16 protein-coding genes and 1 pseudogene are annotated in these 18,512 nt (G+C 60.6%); 7 read left to right on the top strand and 10 right to left on the bottom strand.

Features of this window, described 5'->3' with window-relative positions:
* Nucleotides 1–2: 2 nt before the first annotated feature.
* The 5 genes and pseudogenes from AB4O11_RS19040 to AB4O11_RS19020 form a co-directional block, all read right to left on the bottom strand.
* Complete coding sequence (locus AB4O11_RS19040; protein WP_460127871.1) at nucleotides 3–629, bottom strand: antibiotic biosynthesis monooxygenase; 627 nt, start codon at nucleotides 627–629, stop codon at nucleotides 3–5.
* Nucleotides 622–1,035, bottom strand: a complete 414-nt coding sequence (locus AB4O11_RS19035; RefSeq protein ID WP_460090371.1) for a DoxX family protein — start codon at nucleotides 1,033–1,035, stop codon at nucleotides 622–624. The genes AB4O11_RS19040 and AB4O11_RS19035 overlap by 8 nt, the downstream gene beginning before the upstream one ends.
* A gap of 214 nt (nucleotides 1,036–1,249) precedes the next feature.
* Nucleotides 1,250–1,516 (bottom strand): annotated as a pseudogene (locus tag AB4O11_RS19030) (DUF6124 family protein); the annotation flags it as partial.
* A 445-nt stretch (nucleotides 1,517–1,961) separates the two neighbouring features.
* Nucleotides 1,962–2,885, bottom strand: coding sequence for a LysR family transcriptional regulator (locus AB4O11_RS19025; protein ID WP_093439319.1), 924 nt, complete (start codon nucleotides 2,883–2,885; stop codon nucleotides 1,962–1,964).
* A 54-nt stretch (nucleotides 2,886–2,939) separates the two neighbouring features.
* Nucleotides 2,940–3,920: an MBL fold metallo-hydrolase gene (locus AB4O11_RS19020; protein ID WP_460127867.1), complete on the bottom strand. Its 981-nt coding sequence runs from the start codon at nucleotides 3,918–3,920 to the stop codon at nucleotides 2,940–2,942.
* 248 nt (nucleotides 3,921–4,168) lie between these two features.
* On the opposite strand from AB4O11_RS19020, the gene AB4O11_RS19015 reads away from it, so the two are divergent.
* Together AB4O11_RS19015 and AB4O11_RS19010 are read left to right on the top strand one after the other, a co-directional pair.
* Complete coding sequence (locus tag AB4O11_RS19015; RefSeq protein WP_093439325.1) at nucleotides 4,169–4,600, top strand: helix-turn-helix domain-containing protein; 432 nt, start codon at nucleotides 4,169–4,171, stop codon at nucleotides 4,598–4,600.
* A gap of 125 nt (nucleotides 4,601–4,725) precedes the next feature.
* A complete protein-coding gene (locus AB4O11_RS19010) occupies nucleotides 4,726–7,614 on the top strand; it encodes an ATP-binding protein (protein ID WP_460127865.1) in 2,889 nt (962 codons plus the stop codon).
* Here AB4O11_RS19010 and AB4O11_RS19005 read toward each other — a convergent pair.
* Both AB4O11_RS19005 and AB4O11_RS19000 read right to left on the bottom strand, forming a co-directional pair.
* Nucleotides 7,591–9,048, bottom strand: a complete 1,458-nt coding sequence (locus AB4O11_RS19005) for an ATP-binding protein (RefSeq protein ID WP_460127863.1) — start codon at nucleotides 9,046–9,048, stop codon at nucleotides 7,591–7,593. The two genes, AB4O11_RS19010 and AB4O11_RS19005, sit on opposite strands and share 24 nt — an antisense overlap.
* A gap of 90 nt (nucleotides 9,049–9,138) precedes the next feature.
* Entirely contained in the window at nucleotides 9,139–10,089 is a 951-nt protein-coding gene (locus tag AB4O11_RS19000; protein WP_093439335.1) for a GlxA family transcriptional regulator, read from the bottom strand.
* A gap of 215 nt (nucleotides 10,090–10,304) precedes the next feature.
* On the opposite strand from AB4O11_RS19000, the gene AB4O11_RS18995 reads away from it, so the two are divergent.
* Nucleotides 10,305–11,027, top strand: coding sequence for a pirin family protein (locus AB4O11_RS18995; RefSeq protein WP_093439338.1), 723 nt, complete (start codon nucleotides 10,305–10,307; stop codon nucleotides 11,025–11,027).
* Nucleotides 11,028–11,076: 49 nt separating this feature from the next.
* Here the strand turns inward: AB4O11_RS18995 and AB4O11_RS18990 are convergent, their stop codons facing one another.
* Together AB4O11_RS18990 and AB4O11_RS18985 are read right to left on the bottom strand one after the other, a co-directional pair.
* The gene (locus AB4O11_RS18990) at nucleotides 11,077–11,472 is read right to left on the bottom strand and encodes a hypothetical protein (RefSeq protein ID WP_093439504.1); all 396 of its coding nucleotides are present in this window, start codon (nucleotides 11,470–11,472) and stop codon (nucleotides 11,077–11,079) included.
* 249 nt (nucleotides 11,473–11,721) lie between these two features.
* Nucleotides 11,722–12,597 carry a LysR family transcriptional regulator gene (locus tag AB4O11_RS18985; RefSeq protein WP_460127861.1) on the bottom strand — a complete coding sequence of 292 codons (876 nt, stop codon included), beginning with the start codon at nucleotides 12,595–12,597 and terminating at the stop codon, nucleotides 11,722–11,724.
* A gap of 111 nt (nucleotides 12,598–12,708) precedes the next feature.
* Here AB4O11_RS18985 and AB4O11_RS18980 point away from each other — a divergent pair, with 111 nt between their 5' ends.
* The 3 genes from AB4O11_RS18980 to AB4O11_RS18970 all read left to right on the top strand — a co-directional run bounded on the left by AB4O11_RS18980 (nucleotide 12,709) and on the right by AB4O11_RS18970 (nucleotide 16,025).
* Complete coding sequence (locus AB4O11_RS18980; protein ID WP_460127859.1) at nucleotides 12,709–13,908, top strand: YbfB/YjiJ family MFS transporter; 1,200 nt, start codon at nucleotides 12,709–12,711, stop codon at nucleotides 13,906–13,908.
* Nucleotides 13,909–13,969: 61 nt separating this feature from the next.
* On the top strand, nucleotides 13,970–14,968 hold the full coding sequence (locus AB4O11_RS18975) for an NAD(P)H-quinone oxidoreductase (RefSeq protein ID WP_093439347.1): 999 nt from the start codon (nucleotides 13,970–13,972) through the stop codon (nucleotides 14,966–14,968).
* 112 nt (nucleotides 14,969–15,080) lie between these two features.
* Nucleotides 15,081–16,025: an alpha/beta hydrolase gene (locus AB4O11_RS18970; protein ID WP_460127857.1), complete on the top strand. Its 945-nt coding sequence runs from the start codon at nucleotides 15,081–15,083 to the stop codon at nucleotides 16,023–16,025.
* On the opposite strand, the gene AB4O11_RS18965 is transcribed toward AB4O11_RS18970, so the two are convergent.
* A complete protein-coding gene (locus tag AB4O11_RS18965; protein ID WP_460127855.1) occupies nucleotides 16,022–17,833 on the bottom strand; it encodes an ABC transporter ATP-binding protein in 1,812 nt (603 codons plus the stop codon). The two genes, AB4O11_RS18970 and AB4O11_RS18965, sit on opposite strands and share 4 nt — an antisense overlap.
* A gap of 222 nt (nucleotides 17,834–18,055) precedes the next feature.
* Between AB4O11_RS18965 and AB4O11_RS18960 the strand changes: the two genes are divergently transcribed.
* Nucleotides 18,056–18,469 carry a VOC family protein gene (locus tag AB4O11_RS18960; RefSeq protein WP_460127853.1) on the top strand — a complete coding sequence of 138 codons (414 nt, stop codon included), beginning with the start codon at nucleotides 18,056–18,058 and terminating at the stop codon, nucleotides 18,467–18,469.
* The last annotated feature ends 43 nt before the right edge of the window (nucleotides 18,470–18,512 follow it).

Genomic DNA, 18,512 nt, shown 5'->3' with positions numbered 1-18,512 from the left:
GCTCAGCGTGGCGAGGTCTCTTGGGAATCGAGGTGTTCATGGGCTTGGCTGGCTTCGAGCCACGGCGTAAACAAACGGGTTACCGGCGGCATCACCACGTACACCACCGACAGAACGATGGTCAGGGTGATCAGGAACGTGGCCACCACGTAGTTGGAAAGAATCGGATGCAGCGCCAGCAGCGGTCCCCAGATCAGCGGCACGAGCAAGGTGTGCGGCAGAATCACCAGCAGCGTGACGACCGCTTGCTTCCAGCGCGGCGGCGGCGAAGCGGCATCGGCCAGTGGTGTAAACCAGAACTCCTTGATCGGCGCGACTTCAGTCTGATCGCCGTCAGCCAGCATCGGCGCCGCTTCGGCGACCAGTGCCTGACGCTGCGGCGACTCCAGCCACCCCTGCATCGCTTCAGTGGAGCTGAAACGCAGCACGCAAGTGTAAAAATCGAGACGCCCGCGCTTGCCGCGCACCACGTCCACGCCCAAATGGCCTTCACGCTGGCTCGCGACGCGGACGATATTGCGCAGCCAGGTTTCATACGCTGACTCAAAACCGGCCTTGACCCGGTGCTTGATGATCAGCGTGACCGTCTCATCGGCCCCCGACGTTTGTGGATTGAGGACTTCAGGCATAACGCAGCACTCCGGGCAAACGAACAGGAATCACCAGCCGTCCCGGCCCGGCGATCAACACAGTGGTAAACAGGATCAACAGCAACCAGCCGAACTGCCCTTCGGCCACACTCCATTGCGGATGCACGACCAGCAGTGCCACCAGCAGCACAAAGAGAATAGGCAAGCACGCCAATCGTGCCAGCACCCCGGCGACGATCAGTAGTGGACAGAGGACTTCGGCGAAGATCGCCAGAATCAACGTGAGGTGAGATCCGAGGTGGAACGGGTCTTCGATCAGTTGCAGTTGCGCAGTGAAGTCGAGCAGCTTGGGCAAGCCGTGGACCCAGAGCAGAAACAACCCGCCGCTGACCCGCAGGAACAGCAAACCGATGTCGCGTGCCTGTTCATCTGTTGAGGCATTCATGACCCGACCCTTGAAATGTCATTGACTGGAATCATGCCAATGATGGTCGGGAGGAAATTGGATAGATGTGCTCAGTTCTGCGACATTCCAAAATTCTTGGAGCACCGCAAATCCCTGTGGGAGCGAGCTTGCTCGCGAAAGCGGCGTGCCATTCAAAGTATTTATAACTGACCCGACGCCTTCGCGAGCAAGCTCGCTCCCACAGGGAATGGGTTCAGGCCGGTGGTTCGAGGTTATCCAGCACCCGATTCACCGCCAGTTCACCGAGCATGATCAACTGCGCAATCCCCAACAACGCCCGACGCTGCGGCGCGGGCAACAGGTGGGCGACGTCCTGGGCGATGGTTTTGGCCGATGCAAGTGTTTCGCTGGCGTCAGTCAGCAGTTCTTCGGCTTTGGTGTCGGCGGTTCCGCGAGTTCTGCGTGGCGGTGGCGTGGAGCCGGGTGGAAGGAGGTAGTGGTCGAGGTGGCGACCGTATGCAGGTTAGCGAACCGGTAAAAAGGCAACCCGGTAGACCCGAAGGTCTCCCGCATACAGCCGCCATAGCGAAGTGCAGACGATAGCCTGCTACGAAGTATGGAGCGCTGATGCACTTTTTTTGGTCCGAGTCGCTAAACCCGATCGCTGAGTTTTCAGCGACCACCAAACGATAGAGACCCGACCGCAAGCGCACAAGCCGGCGGATTCTGGCGTAGCTGTAGGCAAAGGCGCAAGGTTGCGTAGCCTGAAAGAGTGTCTGATGGTGTTGCTTAAACGGCGATGTTTAAACCACCAACAACTCAGGGATCACGCCGTCCCAATGTGGGAGCGAGCTTGCTCGCGAAAGCGGTGTGTCATTCGAAATATTTATCGACTGATACGACGCCTTCGCGAGCAAGCTCGCTCCCACAGGGATCAGTGCTGTATTTGAGATTGGCGTAGGGATTCAGCTAGCCGGGATATTCAGCGGCGCCGCCATGAACTGACTGATCCGCGAGCGCAGCCATTTCTCCGCCGGATCGTTGTCATGCACCCCGCTCCAGGCCATCGACAATTGCGCCGCATCGATCGGAAACGGTGGATCTTCGGCGCGCAGCGCACACCCTTCAACCAACGCGCAGGCGGCGTAATCCGGCACAGTGGCGATCATCTCGGTGCCGGCGAGCAAGGCGCGCAGGCCGCTGAATTGCGGCACGCCCAACACCACGCGGCGGGTACGACCGACCTTGGCCAGGTCCATGTCGATATTGCCGCTCAGGTCGCCGGAGAACGACACCATCGCATGCGGACGCTCGCAGTATTCGTCGAGGGTCAGCGGCCCGGGACGGTCGTCGCCGCGCAGGACTTTGCAGGGAATGTCGCGCAATGTCTTGCGCTTGGCGTTGGCCGGCAGATCGGTGGTGTAGCTGACGCCCACTGAGATTTCCCCAGAGGCCAACAGTGCCGGCATCAACAAGTAATTGGCGCGGCGCACGACCACGACAATCCCCGGCGCCTCTTGCTGAAGCTGACGCAACAACGGCGGAAACAGGCCGAATTCGGCGTCGTCCGACAGGCCGATGCGAAACACGTCGCAACTGCTCGCCGGTTCAAACTCCTTGGCCCGGCTGACCGCGCCAGAGATGACGTCCATCGCCGGTTGCAGCTCTTTGAGAATCGCTAGCGCCCGCGCGGTCGGCTCCATGCCGCGACCGTTGCGCAGCAGTAACGGATCGTCGAACAGATCACGCAAACGCCCCAACGCCGCGCTGACGGCCGGTTGCCCCATGAACAGCTTTTCGGCAACGCGGGTCAGGTTCTTTTCGAACATCAGCGCTTCGAAAATCACCAGCAGGTTCATGTCGACGCGACGCAGATCGTTACGGTTCATGGGCATGTTTTCCTTTTCGGTGTCAGCTGCTTTTGCGGGTGGGCGCTGCGCACTTTACTCGATTAACGGCACCTTGGCCGCGCGCTTGTATGGACCGTATTCCACGGGCACCCACTGAAAATGTTTGCCCTGCGCGGTAATGTGACCGATGCCCGGGAACGGCAGGTGCGCCGCCGTCACCCACGTCTTGCTGGCGACCGCCGCACTGAAGACTGCCTGACGCGCATTGATCGCTTGCGCACTGTTGACGTCAAAGCCGATGGACACCTCCGGATGCTCAAACTGCACAGCGAGGTTATGCACCAGATCCCCCATGAAGACGATGCTCTGAGTCTGCGAGGTGAACCGGTAGGTGGTGCTGCCCGGTGTATGTCCGGCTTCCAGTGTCGCTTCGACTAACCCCGGCAACGGCGACTGGCCCGCGGCGAAGGTCTTGAAACGCCCGGCGGCGACGTAGGGCGCGGTTGAGTCCTGGGCAATCTTGAAAAACTCTCGGGCGCCGACCGGAGCTTTGGCCAGCGCGGCCGGATCGAGCCAGTAATCCGCTTCAGCCTTGGCGGCATACACCGTGGCATGGCTGAACAACGGTTGTTTCTGGGCATCGACCAGACCACAGACATGATCAAGGTGCAGGTGCGTCAGCAAAATCGTATCGACCTGCTCTGGCTGGTAGCCGGCGGCCTGCATATTCGCCACGAGCTGCCCGGCGGTGGCGCCGATGCATTGCCCGGCGCCACTGTCGACCAGAATCAGTTGCTTGCCGGTGTTGACCAGAAAGGCATTGAACGCCGTCTGGACACCCGGGGTTTCAATCGAACGGCGTGCCAGCAGTGCGCGGATCTGACTCTGACTCATGCCCTGCAACAGCTTGGGCGACAGGTCGTTGTAGCCATCGAACAACGCGGTGACCTCGTAATCCCCCACGGCCAGGCGGAAATAGCCCGGCGCCTGAGTGCCCTGCTGTGGTGCCTGCGCCATCGCGCTGGAAGTGGCCAGCGCAAACGTCAGCGCCGCCGCTTTGAAAATGCCTTTCATTTGATTCCCCTTGGACCTGCCGATTGCGGCGCCCCCTCGGTTCGCCACGCTTGCAGTCATCGTGCCGCAAACCGCGGGGCGCAGACTTGCAGGGATGTGCTGAGTTCAGGCCAATGCGCTGGAATTAACAACGATTAACTCGTCAGCCTCCCGCCCTCGGCCAACAATGAAATCCTCTGCGCAGCGTTGTTTTTTTGACCTGAGGGGATGCGCCGACCGTGCATTCCCCATCAACACGGACTTTGGCCATGGCTCACTTACAGCACAGCGTCGCCCTTGCCCCTGCCAACGAACCACGCAAGACCGGGGTCGGCGGACTCAGTCCGCAACGCGAACGACAGGTCAAACAACTGATCCTCGAACGCCTCGGCGAAAGCCTGGAAGTCACCGAACTGGCCCGCGCCTGTTCACTGTCACGCAGCCATTTTTCCCGCGCATTCAAATGCAGCACCGGGGTGTCGCCGCAGGACTGGATTCGCACCCAGCGTCTCGCGCGAGCCAAGCTGCTGATCCAGCACACCGACCTGAGCCTGACGCAAATCAGCCTGGAATGCGGGTTCTGCGATCAGGCGCATTTCTGCCATATGTTTACCCGCAGCGAGGGCATTAATCCGTTTGCCTGGCGCTGCCAGATCATGCGTGAACCCAAAGCCCAGCGTTCACAACCCGCCATGTTTTGATCGCGGCACCCGTTGCACTGACGCTCAAACCTGAGGATTATGCCGGGACACCCCGGAATAGAAGGCCTGCGCACGCGCCCGGCCCTACTCCGCTCTGTCCGCCGCAGCACCGCAGGAGTGAGCTGTTGAGTCTTTCCCCGAATCAGGCCCTCGGTTTTGGCCCCTATCGGATTCATCCCGGCCAACGCCTGGTGCTCGAAGGCGAGCAGCCGTTGCGCCTGGGCCGACGGGCGATGGACATCCTCCTGATTCTGCTGGCCCATGCCGGCGAAGTGGTGAGCAAGCAGCAACTGATGGCCGGGGTCTGGCCGGACAGCGTGGTCGAGGACATCAACCTGCGGGTGCACATGGCGGCACTGCGCAAAGCCCTCGGTGACGGTCAGGCCGGCCAGCGTTACATCATCACCGTGGCGCAACGCGGTTACAGTTTCGTCGCCCCGGTTCTACCGCAATCCATGGAGGAGCGTCCTGTGGGCGATGCTGGCGGTCGGCACAATTTGCCCTTGCGGCGCACGCGGATGCTCGGCCGCCAAGCGCTGGTCGACAGCTTGATGACGCAGTTGCCGCGCCAACGCTGCATCACCCTGGTCGGCCCCGGCGGGATCGGCAAGACCACGGTGGCCTTGCGCGTGGCCGAGCAGTTGATCGGGCATTACCGCGACGGTATTCGGCTGGTGGACCTGGCACCGCTCAACGATCCGCGGCTGATTTGCTCACACCTGGCCGCCGTGCTCGATCTGGCACTCCCCGAAGGCGATCCGCTGGCGGCGCTGGTCAATGGCCTGCAACAGCGACAGATGCTGTTATTGCTCGACAACTGCGAACACCTGATCGATGCCGTCGCGATGCTCAGCGAAAGCATTCTGCGCGGCGCGCCGAAGGTGCATATCCTCGCCACCAGCCGCGAGAGCCTGCGGGCGGAAGGCGAATTCGTGCAGCGTCTCGATTCGCTCGAATACCCATTGATGAACGCGACATTGAATCGTCAGCAAGCGCTGGATTATTCGGCGCTGCAACTGTTCATCGAACGGGCCACGGCCGCGCAGGAAAGCTTTGAACTGAGCGATGCGCAGTTGCCGCAAGCAATCGAAATCTGCCACCGACTCGACGGTATTCCTCTGGCGCTGGAGCTGGCGGCAGCGCAGGTCGCCGAACTGGGCCTGGAAGGTTTGCTGAGCCAACTGCAGGGCCGTTTGCCACCGCTGGCAGCGGGTAATCAAAGCAGTCTTGAGCGCCATCTCACCCTGCGCGCCACGCTGGACTGGAGTTTCAACCTGCTCGACCGGTGCGAACAAACCTGCCTGCGCCGTCTGAGCGTGTTTTGCGGAGGGTTTACCCCGGAGTCGGCGGCGGCCGTCATCGTCGGCCAACAGATCGATCCGGGTGTGGTGTGTGTATCGATCACCCAACTGGTGGCGAAATCCCTGCTCAGCGTCGAAGTCGGTGACGAAGAGGTGTTCTATCGTCTGCTCGACACAACCCGCCGCTATGCACTGGAAAAACTCGAGCACGCCGCCGAATGCGAAGAAACCCGCGAACGCCATGCCGAACGCTGCCTGGCATTGATGCAACAGGCGCAAAGCGATTGGGAAATGACACCGACGGCTTTGTGGATCGAGCGTTACGCCCGAGGGCTGGAAGACCTGCGCGCGGCACTGGACTGGAGCCTGAACGGTGTCAGCCCGGATAGTCTGGGGATTCGCCTGACAGCAGCGTCGGCGCCCCTGTGGCAAGAGTTGTCGCTGCTCAAGGAGTATGGCGGCTATGTGCGGCGGGCGCTGAGCCTGCTCGATGAACTCGGTGCCCCCTGCCCGCGTCTGAAAATCTCCCTGAAACTGGCCCTCGGCAGTGCCTGTTATCACACGTGGGGAGGCACCCCGGAAACCATCCAGGCGTTCGTCGAGGCTCGCCAGTTGGCCCTTGAGCACGACGACGTCGCCGGGCAATTGCGCGCGGTGTCCGGACACATGGCGGTCAACCTCAGTTGCGGGCACTACCGCATGGCGCTGGCGCAGAGTGAGCACTTCGATCGCCTCGGCGTGCACGGCGACCCACTGCTGTCATTGAGCACCCACCGTTTACGCGTGCTGGCCCTGCACTATGCCGGCGACCAGCCGCAGGCGCGCATTCATGCCGAGCAGGTGCTGCAGCGCATGGCACACAGCGGCCACGTCAACCGCTTCACCCACGGTTTTGGCGTGCAATACGACCAGAGCGTCGCGTCGCTGACGGTGCTGGCGCGGGTGCTATGGATGCAGGGATTGCCGGAGCAAGCGTGGCATTCGGCGCGACTGGCCCTGGATATTGCCGTGCAGATCGACCATGGCACCTCGATTTGTTACACCCTGGCACTGGCCAGTTGCCTGATCGCTCATTACAACGGCGATCAGCAGAACGCCCGGGCGCTGTTGCAACTGCTGCTGGAACAATCGCAGAAGCATTCGGTGCTGCTGTTCAACACGTGGGCGCGACATTACGCGCAGGTGATCGACACGCAAACCAGCACGCCCGTGCCGAAGAACAGCAGTGGGCTGATTCGGGAAATCATGGTGACGCTGGATGACCGCTTTGTGGATGACGCACTGTTTGAGCGAGCGCTGAGTGGTGATGCGGGATGGAGCACGGCGGAGATTTTGCGGGCTCGGGCTGCTGCGTTATTGAAAGACGATCCGGATTGCCTGGACGGGGCCCTTCGCGAGCAAGCTCGCTCCCACAGGGATTTTGGGTGTACTCGGAACCCATGTGAGAGCGAGCTTGCTCGCGAAGAGACCCTCAAGGAAGCCGAAGCACTCCTGCAACAATCGCTGACCATCGCCCGCAGCCAAGGTGCGCTCGCCTGGGAACTGCGCAGTGCCACCTCACTGGCGCAACTCTGGCAGCGCCAATCGCGCAGCCAAGAGGCGCTGGATTTGCTCACGCCGATCTATCAGCGCTTCACCGAGGGCTACGCGACCCCGGATTTGCGCAAGGTGCGCCTGCTGATCGACGATTTACGCGAGCACAGGCACGCCTGAGGCCCGGCGTATCCGGTTGATATAGAGCGTATGCCGGCGCTCAAGATCAATCCCTTCACCGCAACGCTCCAGTTGCTTACGCGCATAGCAGCGAGTGGTGTGGAGCATTCGGTATCGGCCTGTGCTGCCGCCCCGCTCCGCCACCAGCAATGACTTGCACGCCAGGCCTTCAATGATCGCAGCAAGCCGCGACGACGCGAGTTGCGCGCAACTGATCACCGCCAGTGCCGCCTCCAGGGTAAACGCCATTTTGAACACCGATAAACGCTGTAGCGCGCGTTGCTCCTGCTCGCTCAAGCGTTGATAGCTCCAGTCGAGTGCTGCCTGCATCGATTGATGCCGCGGTACCGCGGTGCGCCGGCCATGGCTGAGCACTTGCAGACCATTGCTCATTTGCGCCTGTAAGCCGACCAATGCCAAGGCATCGATCTGCGCCGCCGCCAGTTCGATCGCCAGCGGCAAACCGTCGAGTTGGCGACAGATCTCCAGGACGGCTTTGACATCCTGTTCACGCAGGCGGAAATCATGCTGTCGTGCGCGAGCGCGGCTGACAAACAACTGCACCGCAGAATGGCCCATGGCTTCAGTGATGCAATCGCCTGCGGAACGTTTCGGCAGGGTCAGCGGTGGCACGCCCTGAAGGGTTTCCAGACCGACCTGCAAGGCCTCGCGGCTGGTGGCGAGAACCGACAGGCGGGGAGCGGCCTCGAGCAACGTTTCAACTGCTGCCCGGCAAGCGCCGAGACGGTGGTCACAGTTATCCAGCAGCAGCAACGCATGGCGAGTCGACAGTCCGGGCAAATCGCTTTCAAGAGTGCGTAGCACCTGATCGAGCAGCGGTGTGTCGTCGTCGATCAAGCTCAGATCGATCTGCCACACGCCGTCTCTGTAGTACTGCAACAGCAGTTCCGCGACCCGCAACGCGACAGTGGATTTACCCACACCAGCCGCCCCCGTGACGGTCATCAGCCGACACAGCGGCATTTGCCGCACCAGCCCGCCGACCAGCGAGTCGCGCCCGGCGACCGGGGTCAGTCGCGCCGGCAGATTATGCTCGGGCGTTCGCAGCCCCTCAAAGACCACTTGCGCGACGCTGTCGCAACGCACCGGGGCGATAAAACTGTAACCGCATTGCGGCACGTTAACGATGTAGCGCTGACCGTTTTCGCCGTCACCCAAGGCGCGCCTGAGCGCGGCGATGTGCACGCGCAGGTTGATCTCCTCGACCACCGACGTTGGCCAAACCAGGGCAATCAATTGCTCCTTCCTGACCACTCGCCCGGCACGCTCGACCAGCACCTGCAAAATGTCCAGCGCACGACCGCCCATGCGTAAAGGCCGATCTCCGTCGAGTATCAGCCGTTGGCGCAGGTGGAAGGCGAAGGGGCCGAAATGCAGCACCGACGCCGTGTTCAAATCGATGAGGCTATCCATGCCAACTATCTTGGCAGCCTCAGATGAGGCGACAACCGCTACACGAGACTCAATTCGGACATACGGGTGCGCCAGACGGACAACAGCGCTCTAGCTGAACTGTTCGCGGTATTGCGCGGGCGTCAGGCCGAGCTTTTCAGCGAACAGCGAACGCATGTGCCGCACACTGCCGAAACCACTTTTGTAAGCCACGGTTTTAAGGGGCAGATCGCTGGTTTCCAGCAAGTTTCGTGCGCAGTCGATGCGCGCACTTTGCAGAAACTCCATCGGCGTCATGTTGATGTCGCGGGTGAACACCCGCGCGAAGTGCCGCGCGCTCATATTGGCAATCGCCGCCATGCGCTCGACCGTGAAGGCTTCGTCGAGGTGTTCCAGCACGTAACTCTGCGCGCGGGTAATCGGCGTTTCCTGCGGTGCCACGGCAGCCATCAACGGGCTGAACTGCGCCTGCCCGCCCTGGCGTTTCATCACCACCAGCAGGACTTTGGCCACATCCTGCGCGAGCTTCTTGCCGTGATCGCGGGCGATCACAGCCAGCGCCATATCGATCCCCGCCGTAACGCCTCCCGAGGTGATCAGGTTGCGATCCTCGACATAGATCTGATCAGTCGTGACATGGGCTTTCGGGAACCCCTTGATCAGGCGCTCGGTGTAGTTCCAGTGCGTGGTTACACGGTAACCGTCAAGCAAACCGGCGTGCCCCAGGACAAAAGCACCAGTGCAGATAGATCCGAAGTACTCGACGCGCCGGACTGCGTCTTTGAGCCAGGCAAACAACGACGGGAACTGCTGGTTGTAGGCACCGGGGCCTCCCGGCACCAGCAGCAAATCATAACGCTCGGTGTCGTCGCCAATGATCCGGTCGGCCTGCACCATCACACCATTGGAGGCCCGCAGCGGGCCCTCTTCGGTGCCAAGGGTGATCAATTGATAATGCGCATCGGGTTTCAGGTAGCGATTGGCAACCGAAAAAACCTCCAATGGCCCGGCCATGTCGAGCAGAAGAAAGTCGGGAAACAGCACCATTGCCACGGTTTTCATGGGAAGACATCACTTCAATCAGAGAGACATGATACGGACCAGACATTATGGCCAACTGTAGCCGTTTGAGCGCAAAAGTTTTGTGTGAAGGCTATCGCAAAACTGTCAACCTGACAGGGACAGTCTTTCAGTTTTCATCTACTTATTGCGCAGTACAGTAAACAGTAACCTTCTCCTCACTCGGACGAATTCACGTCCCGCAAGGAGATTTCATCATGCTGACCCTTCGCAAAGCCTCCGATCGTGGCCTCGCCAATCATGGCTGGTTGAAGTCCTTTCACACCTTTTCCTTTGCCAGCTACCGTGACCCGCGTGAGCAGGGTTTTTCCGATCTGCTGGTGATTAACGATGACCGCGTCGCTGCCGGCAAAGGCTTCGGCCAACACCCGCATCGCGACATGGAGATCTTTTCCTACGTGCTGGAAGGTGCACTGGAACACAAAGACACCTTGGGCACCGGTTCGGTGATCCGCCCAGGCGATGTGCAACTGATGAGTGCTGGTAGCGGCGTAGCGCACAGCGAGTTCAACCATTCGGCGACCAAACCGGTGCATTTCCTGCAGATCTGGATCGTGCCGGAAGTCAGCGGTGCCAAACCGCGTTATCAACAGGAACATTTCAGCGCACAGAAAAAACGCGGTCGCCTGCAATTGATCATCTCGCCGGACGGCAACGGCGGTTCGCTGAAAGTGCGTCAGGACGCACGGGTCTTTGCCGGGCTGTTCGACGGTAAAGAAACTGCCACGCTGGAGCTGCCAGCCAACCGTTATGCCTACGTGCATGTGGCGCGTGGCAGTGTTGAACTCAATGGCCAGCCCTTGCAGGAAGGTGACGGCGTACGGGTTCGCGAAGAACAGTTGCTGACCTTGAGCAATGGTGTCGATGCCGAGGTGCTGGTGTTCGACTTGCGGCCGCAGGAGTTGCCAGAAATGCCATGATGCGGTGTTTCAATGCTCACGAAAAACGGCCTTCTTTGAAGGCCGTTTTCTATTGTGGTGATTCGGGTGCTTGTTGCGAAGCAGGTCTTGGTGCACTTATATCCTTGCCGATCTGGATTGCGGCGAGTGTCGTCTGCAAGGTGGTTAATACCGCTGCTTGATTGGCAAAGTGCGCCCCTACGACGACGGTGATCATTCCGAGAAAATGAACGGCGGTCGTCGCCCAGTAATGCGCCTTCACTGTCGAGGCATGTTTGATGGCTTCTTTTGAGTCTTCGGCGATTTGTTGTACGCCGTCCCACATCAGATCGTATCGTTTGTCCCTCTCCGCCTGAGTCAAAAGATAAGCATCGATTCTCGCCGACACACCTTCGACCCGAGCGTCCATCCTGCTCTCAATGGTCTCGATCCTGGCATTGAATTCTTCACGACTGATAGCGTTCATGGCTTGAGTATTCCGACCTTTGCTCGCAAGGTCACTGATTGGGTTTTGACTGAATTCCGTGGTTCTCAATTCGACACCTTCCTGGGTTTACCGATACCGTCCCTGGTATCAACATCAGTGCGAGCCCTGCGCCCCTCACCGACATGACGAAACAATAGGCCCCATCCAACCGCCTCACAAGCCGGGAGATTCTGCCTCTGATGTAGGCCGTTTCGTCAGAGCTTGTAGCCCTGCCAAAAGAACGTCTGCCTAGTCATTCTCCGACGCGAACACGTCGACAATCTGCTCAATCACCGCCCGCACCCGCGCGGTATGCCGCAAGTCCGCGTGGGTCACCAACCACACTTCGTACGGCAATGGTCGAGTGCGCTCCGGCCAGAGCCTGATCAGGCCATCGCGCTCGCCCATGTACACCGGGATTTCTCCTACACCCAACCCTGCGGCAATTGACCGGCGGACGAGCAAACTGGAACTGAGGCTGGCGACGATGCGACCGCGACTTAGCGGCTCCGACACCAGGGTCAGGTCCTTTTTGCTTTGCAGATACGGTTGATAGACCACCAGATCATGCCCCTCAAACGCTGTGTCCGGTTGCGGCACGCCATTGGCGTCTATATAGGCCTGAGAGGCGAACAGGCCCACCGGCCATCGGGCGATTCGCCGAGCGATCAGATCAGGATTGTCCGGCCGGGTGTTGCGCACCGCGATATCCGCCTCGCGCTTGGCCAGGCTGAGGATCTGCGTGGACGCGTCCAGTTGCACTCGTACGTCCGGGTGCTGCTCGTGCAAACGGGCGATGGCCGGGATCAGAAAGTCGATCGCCAGCGAATCCGTGGTACTGACGCGCACCGTGCCGGTCAGGCGATCATCCAGGCCCTGAATCTGCCGCTCCAGCTCCAGTGCCGAATGCTCCATTTTCTCCACAATCCTGAGCGCCGCCTCACCGACAGCGGTCAACGCGTAGCCGTCGGAGGTGCGCAGGAACAACGTAGCGCTCAGGGACTTTTCCAGCGCCGTGATCCGTCGCCCGACAGTGGCCTGATCCACCCCCAAAACCCGTGCAGCGCCACGTAGCGTCGACTCGCGGCAAACGGCCAGAAATACCCGTGCGTCATCCCAATTCATGCTGCCTCCAAGTGATGCAAATTCGCATCGCAGCAACGCTAAATCGCTGCATTAACGCAGCAACAATAGCCGATATGCTGAACGCCATAAACCTTCCGCGAGATCGCTATCATGCGCACTTCAACCTCCACCGGTATCTGGCTGCCGATTTTCGCCGGCCTCTGCGCCAGCCTGGTCAGCATCGGGCTGGCGCGTTTCGCTTACACCCCATTGATCCCTTCGCTGATTGAGGCGCAGTGGTTCAGCGCCAACGATGTGGTCTACCTCGGTGCGGCCAATCTGGTGGGCTACCTGATCGGAGCTCTGCTCGGCCGGCCGACAGCGCGCCAGCTCGGCAATAAAAATGCCTTGCGATTGATGATGCTGGTGGTCACGGCGGCATTTTTTGCCTGCGCGTTTCCGTTGTCGGTGAGCTGGTTCTTCGGCTGGCGACTGCTGTCGGGGATTGCCGGCGGTGCGATCATGGTGCTGGTAGCCGCGACAGTTCTGCCGCATGTTCCGCCGGCGCGTAAAGGGCTGGCCAGTGGCGCGATCTTTCTCGGCATCGGTCTTGGCATTGCCGGTTCCGGGACGCTGGTGCCGCCGCTGTTGAGCCTCGGTTTGCAAGCGACATGGCTGGGCCTGGGGGCTTTGGCTTTGTTGCTGACGGCGCTGAGCTGGTTCGGCTGGCCGTCCGATTTCCCGCACCCACAGGCTGCGCAGGAAAAGGCGCCCGTTGAACCGACACCGCGCGGTGTGTATTTGCTGTTCGCCCAATACGCCTTCATGGCCGCCGGCCTGGTGCCGGCCATGGTGTTTCTGGTGGATTACGTGGCGCGTGGACTCGGTGCCGGGGCGCATATCGGCGCGCTGATCTGGGTGATGTACGGTTTGGGCGCAATTGTCGGCCCGGTGAGTTATGGCTTTCTTGCCGATAAGCTTGGCGCACGTTCCGGCATTCGCCTGGTGCTGGTGGTGCAGGCGATTGCCCTTGGGTTGCTGGCAATGACTCACTCGTTTCTGGCGCTGGCGTTGCTGGCGGTGATTCTCGGTTCATTTCCGCCCGGCATTGTGCCGCTGGCTCTGGCGCGAGTGCATGAGCTGGTGCCGGAACATCATCGCCAGCAGATCGCCTGGAGCCGTGCCACGGTGTCATTCGCCACCTTTCAGGCGCTGGCCGGATTTGCCTATTCAGCGCTGTTCAATGCCAGCGGCGGTCATCACGCGCTGTTGTTCGTCATTGCCGCTGGCGCAATCGTCGTGGCGCTGCTGCTGGAGCAAGCCATGAAATGGCTGCCCGCCCCTACTGAGTCGCGCTGCTGTGCAAATTGAAGGGAATCATTGCTTGCACAGCACGCTCCCATCTACAGAACTTATGCCAACAGGAATCGATATGTCCCTGCCCAACGAAATGACCCGAATCGAAATCAGCGAACCCGGTGGCCCCGACGTCTTGCAACCCAAACGCGTGGCGCTTCCAGCCGTCGCAGAAGGCGAGGTGCTGATCCGCGTACACGCCGCCGGGATCAACCGGCCGGACGCCTTGCAGCGTGCCGGCAAATACCCGATGAAACCCGGCATGAACCCAATTCCCGGGCTTGAGGTCGCCGGCGAAATCGTGGCACTCGGAGCCGGTGTCAGTCAGTTCGCCGTGGGCGACAACGTCTGCGCGCTGACCAACGGCGGCGGTTATGCCGAATACTGCGCCGTCCCCGCCGGCCAGACCCTGCCGATTCCACACGGTCTGGACTGGGTGCACGCCGCCGCAATCCCGGAAACCTTCTTTACCGTGTGGGCCAACCTGTTCGGCCTCGGTGGCGCCAGTCGTGGTCAGCGCGCACTGATTCACGGTGGCACCAGCGGCATCGGCACAACCGCACTGATGCTGTGCCGCGAATTCGGTATTGAAGCGTTTGCCACCGCCGGCAGCCCGGACAAATGCGCAGCGATTCGCGATCTCGGTGGCGCAGCGATCAATTATCGCGATGAGGATTTCGCGGCAGTCATCGCCGAGAAAACCGCAGGCCAAGGCGTCAATGTGATCCTCGACATCATGGGCGGCTCGTACCTCAACGATAACGTCAGCGCCCTGGCGATGGATGGCCGACTGGTCATGCTCGGTTTCCTCGGCGGCGCACGGGCCAATGACTTTGACTTGCTGGCAATGATGGCCAAACGTGCGGTGATCACCGGTTCCCTGTTGCGCGCCCGTACCGCTGCTGAAAAAGCTGCGATTGCCGATCAACTGCGCGAGCACGTATGGCCGGCGCTGGCTGCCGGGCGCTGCCTGCCGATGATCGACAAGGTCTACCCGCTCGCCGACGCCGCTCAGGCTCACGCGCACATGGAGGCTGGCGACCATATCGGCAAGATCGTTCTGCAGGTCGTGTGAGTCTTTGCAGCATTTGGTAATTGTTGCGCCGGGGCAGTGGTCGAAAAACTCACGCGCAGACCGAGGCATCTGGTAAAAAGCCTTCTTTGTCTGCGCCTGGGTGAAACGTTTAATGTTCCTGTCCTTCATGACGCGTCTGCGACGCCGCCGTTTGGCGTTTGCCTGCATGGCCGCGCTGATTATCGGCGTGCCGACCAGTTGTGCCGTGCTCGAACACACCGAACGCAAACTGCTGTTTCGCATCGAACCGGGCACCGCCGGTTGGTATCGCGGCTTGCCCGGCAGCGTGCAGGAACTCGACCTGCAACCGAAAAGCTTCAAGGCCGGGGAAAACATTCATGCCTGGTGGTGGCCGGCGGAAAAAGCCAATGCGCCGGCCATTCTCTATCTGCATGGCGTGCGCTGGAACCTCACCGGGCAGTTGTTCCGCATCGAGCAACTGCGCGCTGCGGGCTATTCCGTGCTGGCCATCGACTACCGAGGATTCGGCAAGAGCCATGGTGATCTGCCGTCGGAAAGCAGCGTTTACGAAGATGCGCGGGTGGCGTGGGAACGCTTCAAACTACTGCAACCGGACCCGGCCAAACGCCTGATCTATGGCCACTCCCTCGGTGGCGCCGTGGCCATCGATCTGGCCGCGGAACTCGGCCAGGCCGCCGCTCGCGATCATTCTGCATTGCCGGTTCGCGGACTGGTGATCGAGTCCACCTTCACCACGCTGGCGGATGTTGCCGCGTCGGTGGCCAACACTTCGCTGCCGGTGCGCTGGCTGCTGTCGCAGAAATTCGACTCGATCGACAAGATCGCGGATATCCACATGCCGCTGCTGGTGGTCCACGGTTTAGCTGACGCTTTCGTGCCGCCGCGCTTCAGCGAGCAACTGTTCAACGCCGCGCAACAACCCAAGCGCCTGCTGTTGGTGCCGGGCGCGACGCATAACAACAGCATGGCGCTCGGCGGGCAGAATTACCGTAAGGCGCTCGACCGCCTGATGCAGAGCAAACCGGCCCCCCGGGTGGCCGGACCTGCCACCGTGCGCAACGGGCGGGACACTTAACGGTAGCCGCGAGCCTGCAAATCGAACAGTTCCGCGTAATGCCCAGCGGCGGCGATCAATTGATCGTGGCCGCCCTGCTCCAGAATCCGGCCTTGTTGCAGCACGATGATGTGGTCGGCATTGCGCACGCTGGAAAACCGATGGGAAATCAGCAACGTCATGCGACCTTCGCTGTGCTGGCTGAAATGCTCGAACACCGCCGCCTCGGCCGCCGGGTCAAGGGCGGACGTTGGCTCATCGAGGATCAGAATATCGGCATCACGGCGCATATACGCGCGGGACAAGGCAATCTTCTGCCACTGCCCGCCAGACAATTCCTGGCCACCGGCAAACCAGCGTCCCAACTGCGTGGCATAACCCTTGTCGAGCCCTTCGATGAAGGGGGCCGCCATGCCTTGGGCCGCGGCCTCCTGCCAGCGTTGCGCGTCGTTGAACGCCAGGGTATCGCCGACGCCAATGTTTTCTCCGACGCTGAACTGGTAGCGGATGTAGTCCTGAAAAATCACCCCAATGCGCCGACGTAACGCGGTCTCCTGCCAATCCTGCAAATCGCTGCCGTCGAGCAGAATGCGCCCTTGATCGGGGCGGTAGAGCCGGGTCAGCAACTTGATCAGCGTGGTCTTGCCTGAACCGTTCTCGCCGACCAGCGCCATGCTCTGGCCTGGCACCAGTTGCAGGTCAATGTTTTCCAGCGCTGGCCGACTGGCACCCGGATAACGGAAACCGACGTTCTCGAAACGCAAACCATCGCCCGGGCAGACGCCGACCGTCAGGTGACCGCTATCGACCTGAACCGGTTCGGCCAGGTATTCATACAGACTGGTCAGGTAGAGACCGTCTTCGTACAGGCCACTGATCGCACTCAGACTGCTGCTCACAGCGCTTTGGCCTTGCTTGAACAGCACCAGATACATGGTCATCTGACCAAGGCTGATCTGGCCATGTACGGCATCGATGACCACCCAGGCATAGGCCGCATAGAAGGCCGCGGTATCAAGCAGGCCGAGGCCGAAACCCCAGCCATCGCGCCGCAACGTCAAACGGCGGTCTTCGGCATACAGCCTGGCGAACGTGTCGCGGTAGCGTTGCAGTAACAGCGGCGCGAAGCCGAACAGCTTGACCTCTTTAATATAGGTTTCGTGGGACAGCAGGGTTTCGATGTAATTCTGCTGCCGACTCTCCGGCGCACGGCGAGTAAACAAACGAAAGGCGTCACCGGAAAAATGCGCTTCGGCAAAAAACACCGGTAACGCACCGACCACCAGCAACGCCAGCGCCCAAGGGGAAAAATGCACCAGCAGCACCCCGAAGCTGATCAGCATGATCAGGTTTTGAATCAAACCCAACGACTTCATGACCAGCGCCAGTGGCCGGGTCGAAGCCTCGCGACGGACACGCACCAATTTGTCGTAGAACTCGGAGTTTTCGAACTGCACCAGTGACAGGGTCTGCGCTTTCTGCAAAATCAGCGTATTGACCTTCTGCCCCAGTTGCACCCGCAACAGCGATTGCTGCACCGACAGTGCCCGTTGCGTGCCGGACAACAGCGCCAATACACCGGCCTCCAACAACACGTAACGCAACACGGGCCACAGCGGCGCACTGCCGTGCTGCGCGTGCAACTGCATCGCTGCCACCACCGCATCGACAATCCGCTGGCCCAACCATGCCGCCAGCGCCGGCAGCAAACCGGCAACCAACGTTGCCAGCACCAGCCCCAGAAACAAGCCACGCGATGTCCCCCAGACCAGGCGCAAGGCTCGCTGCGCCTGATCGAACAAAGAGGTGAAGCGCGATAGATCAGGCATGGGGCATTGGACTCTGCAGGTGATGATTGTGCGTCATGGTACTCCAGCGCTACGACTGAACTTCAAACAACGACCGCGTTATCGTCGACGTGCTTTTCAGAACAAAAACATCTGGAAGACTCTGCCCTTTCCGGCGTCCAACGCTCTGCTATGGTTTAACCGCCCTACGCGGAATTCGGCGACCCCACGCCCGCTCCGCGCCTGACTGCCGGGAGCAGAGACATGAGAATCAATCCCTACCTGATCTTCAACGGAGATTGCCGCGCGGCCTTCAACTTTTACGAGCAAGCCTTGCAAGGAAAGCTTGAGGCGATGATGACTTTCGGCGAAACGCCCGCCGCCGAACATGTGCCCGAAGAACACCACAACCTGATCATCCACACCTGCCTGAAAGTGGGTGATCAAATGATCATGGCCTCGGACACCACACCCGATCGCCCGACTCAGGGCATGAGTGGCTGTTCGATTTCGCTGAACGTCGACAGCATCGCCGAAGCCGAGCGCGTGTTCAACGCGCTGGCCAAGGACGGTCGCGTCGATATGCCACTGGAAGCGACGTTCTGGGCGGCGCGTTTCGGCATGCTGGTCGATCGTTTTGGCGTGTCGTGGATGGTCAATTGCGAGAGCGAAAAGTAACCCTGACATTTCGTCAGCCATGAAAAAGCCCAACCGGTTCAGG

The organism is Pseudomonas sp. H1_D05 (genome assembly GCF_054682705.1).
This window is presented reverse-complemented; position numbering and strand designations above follow the sequence as displayed.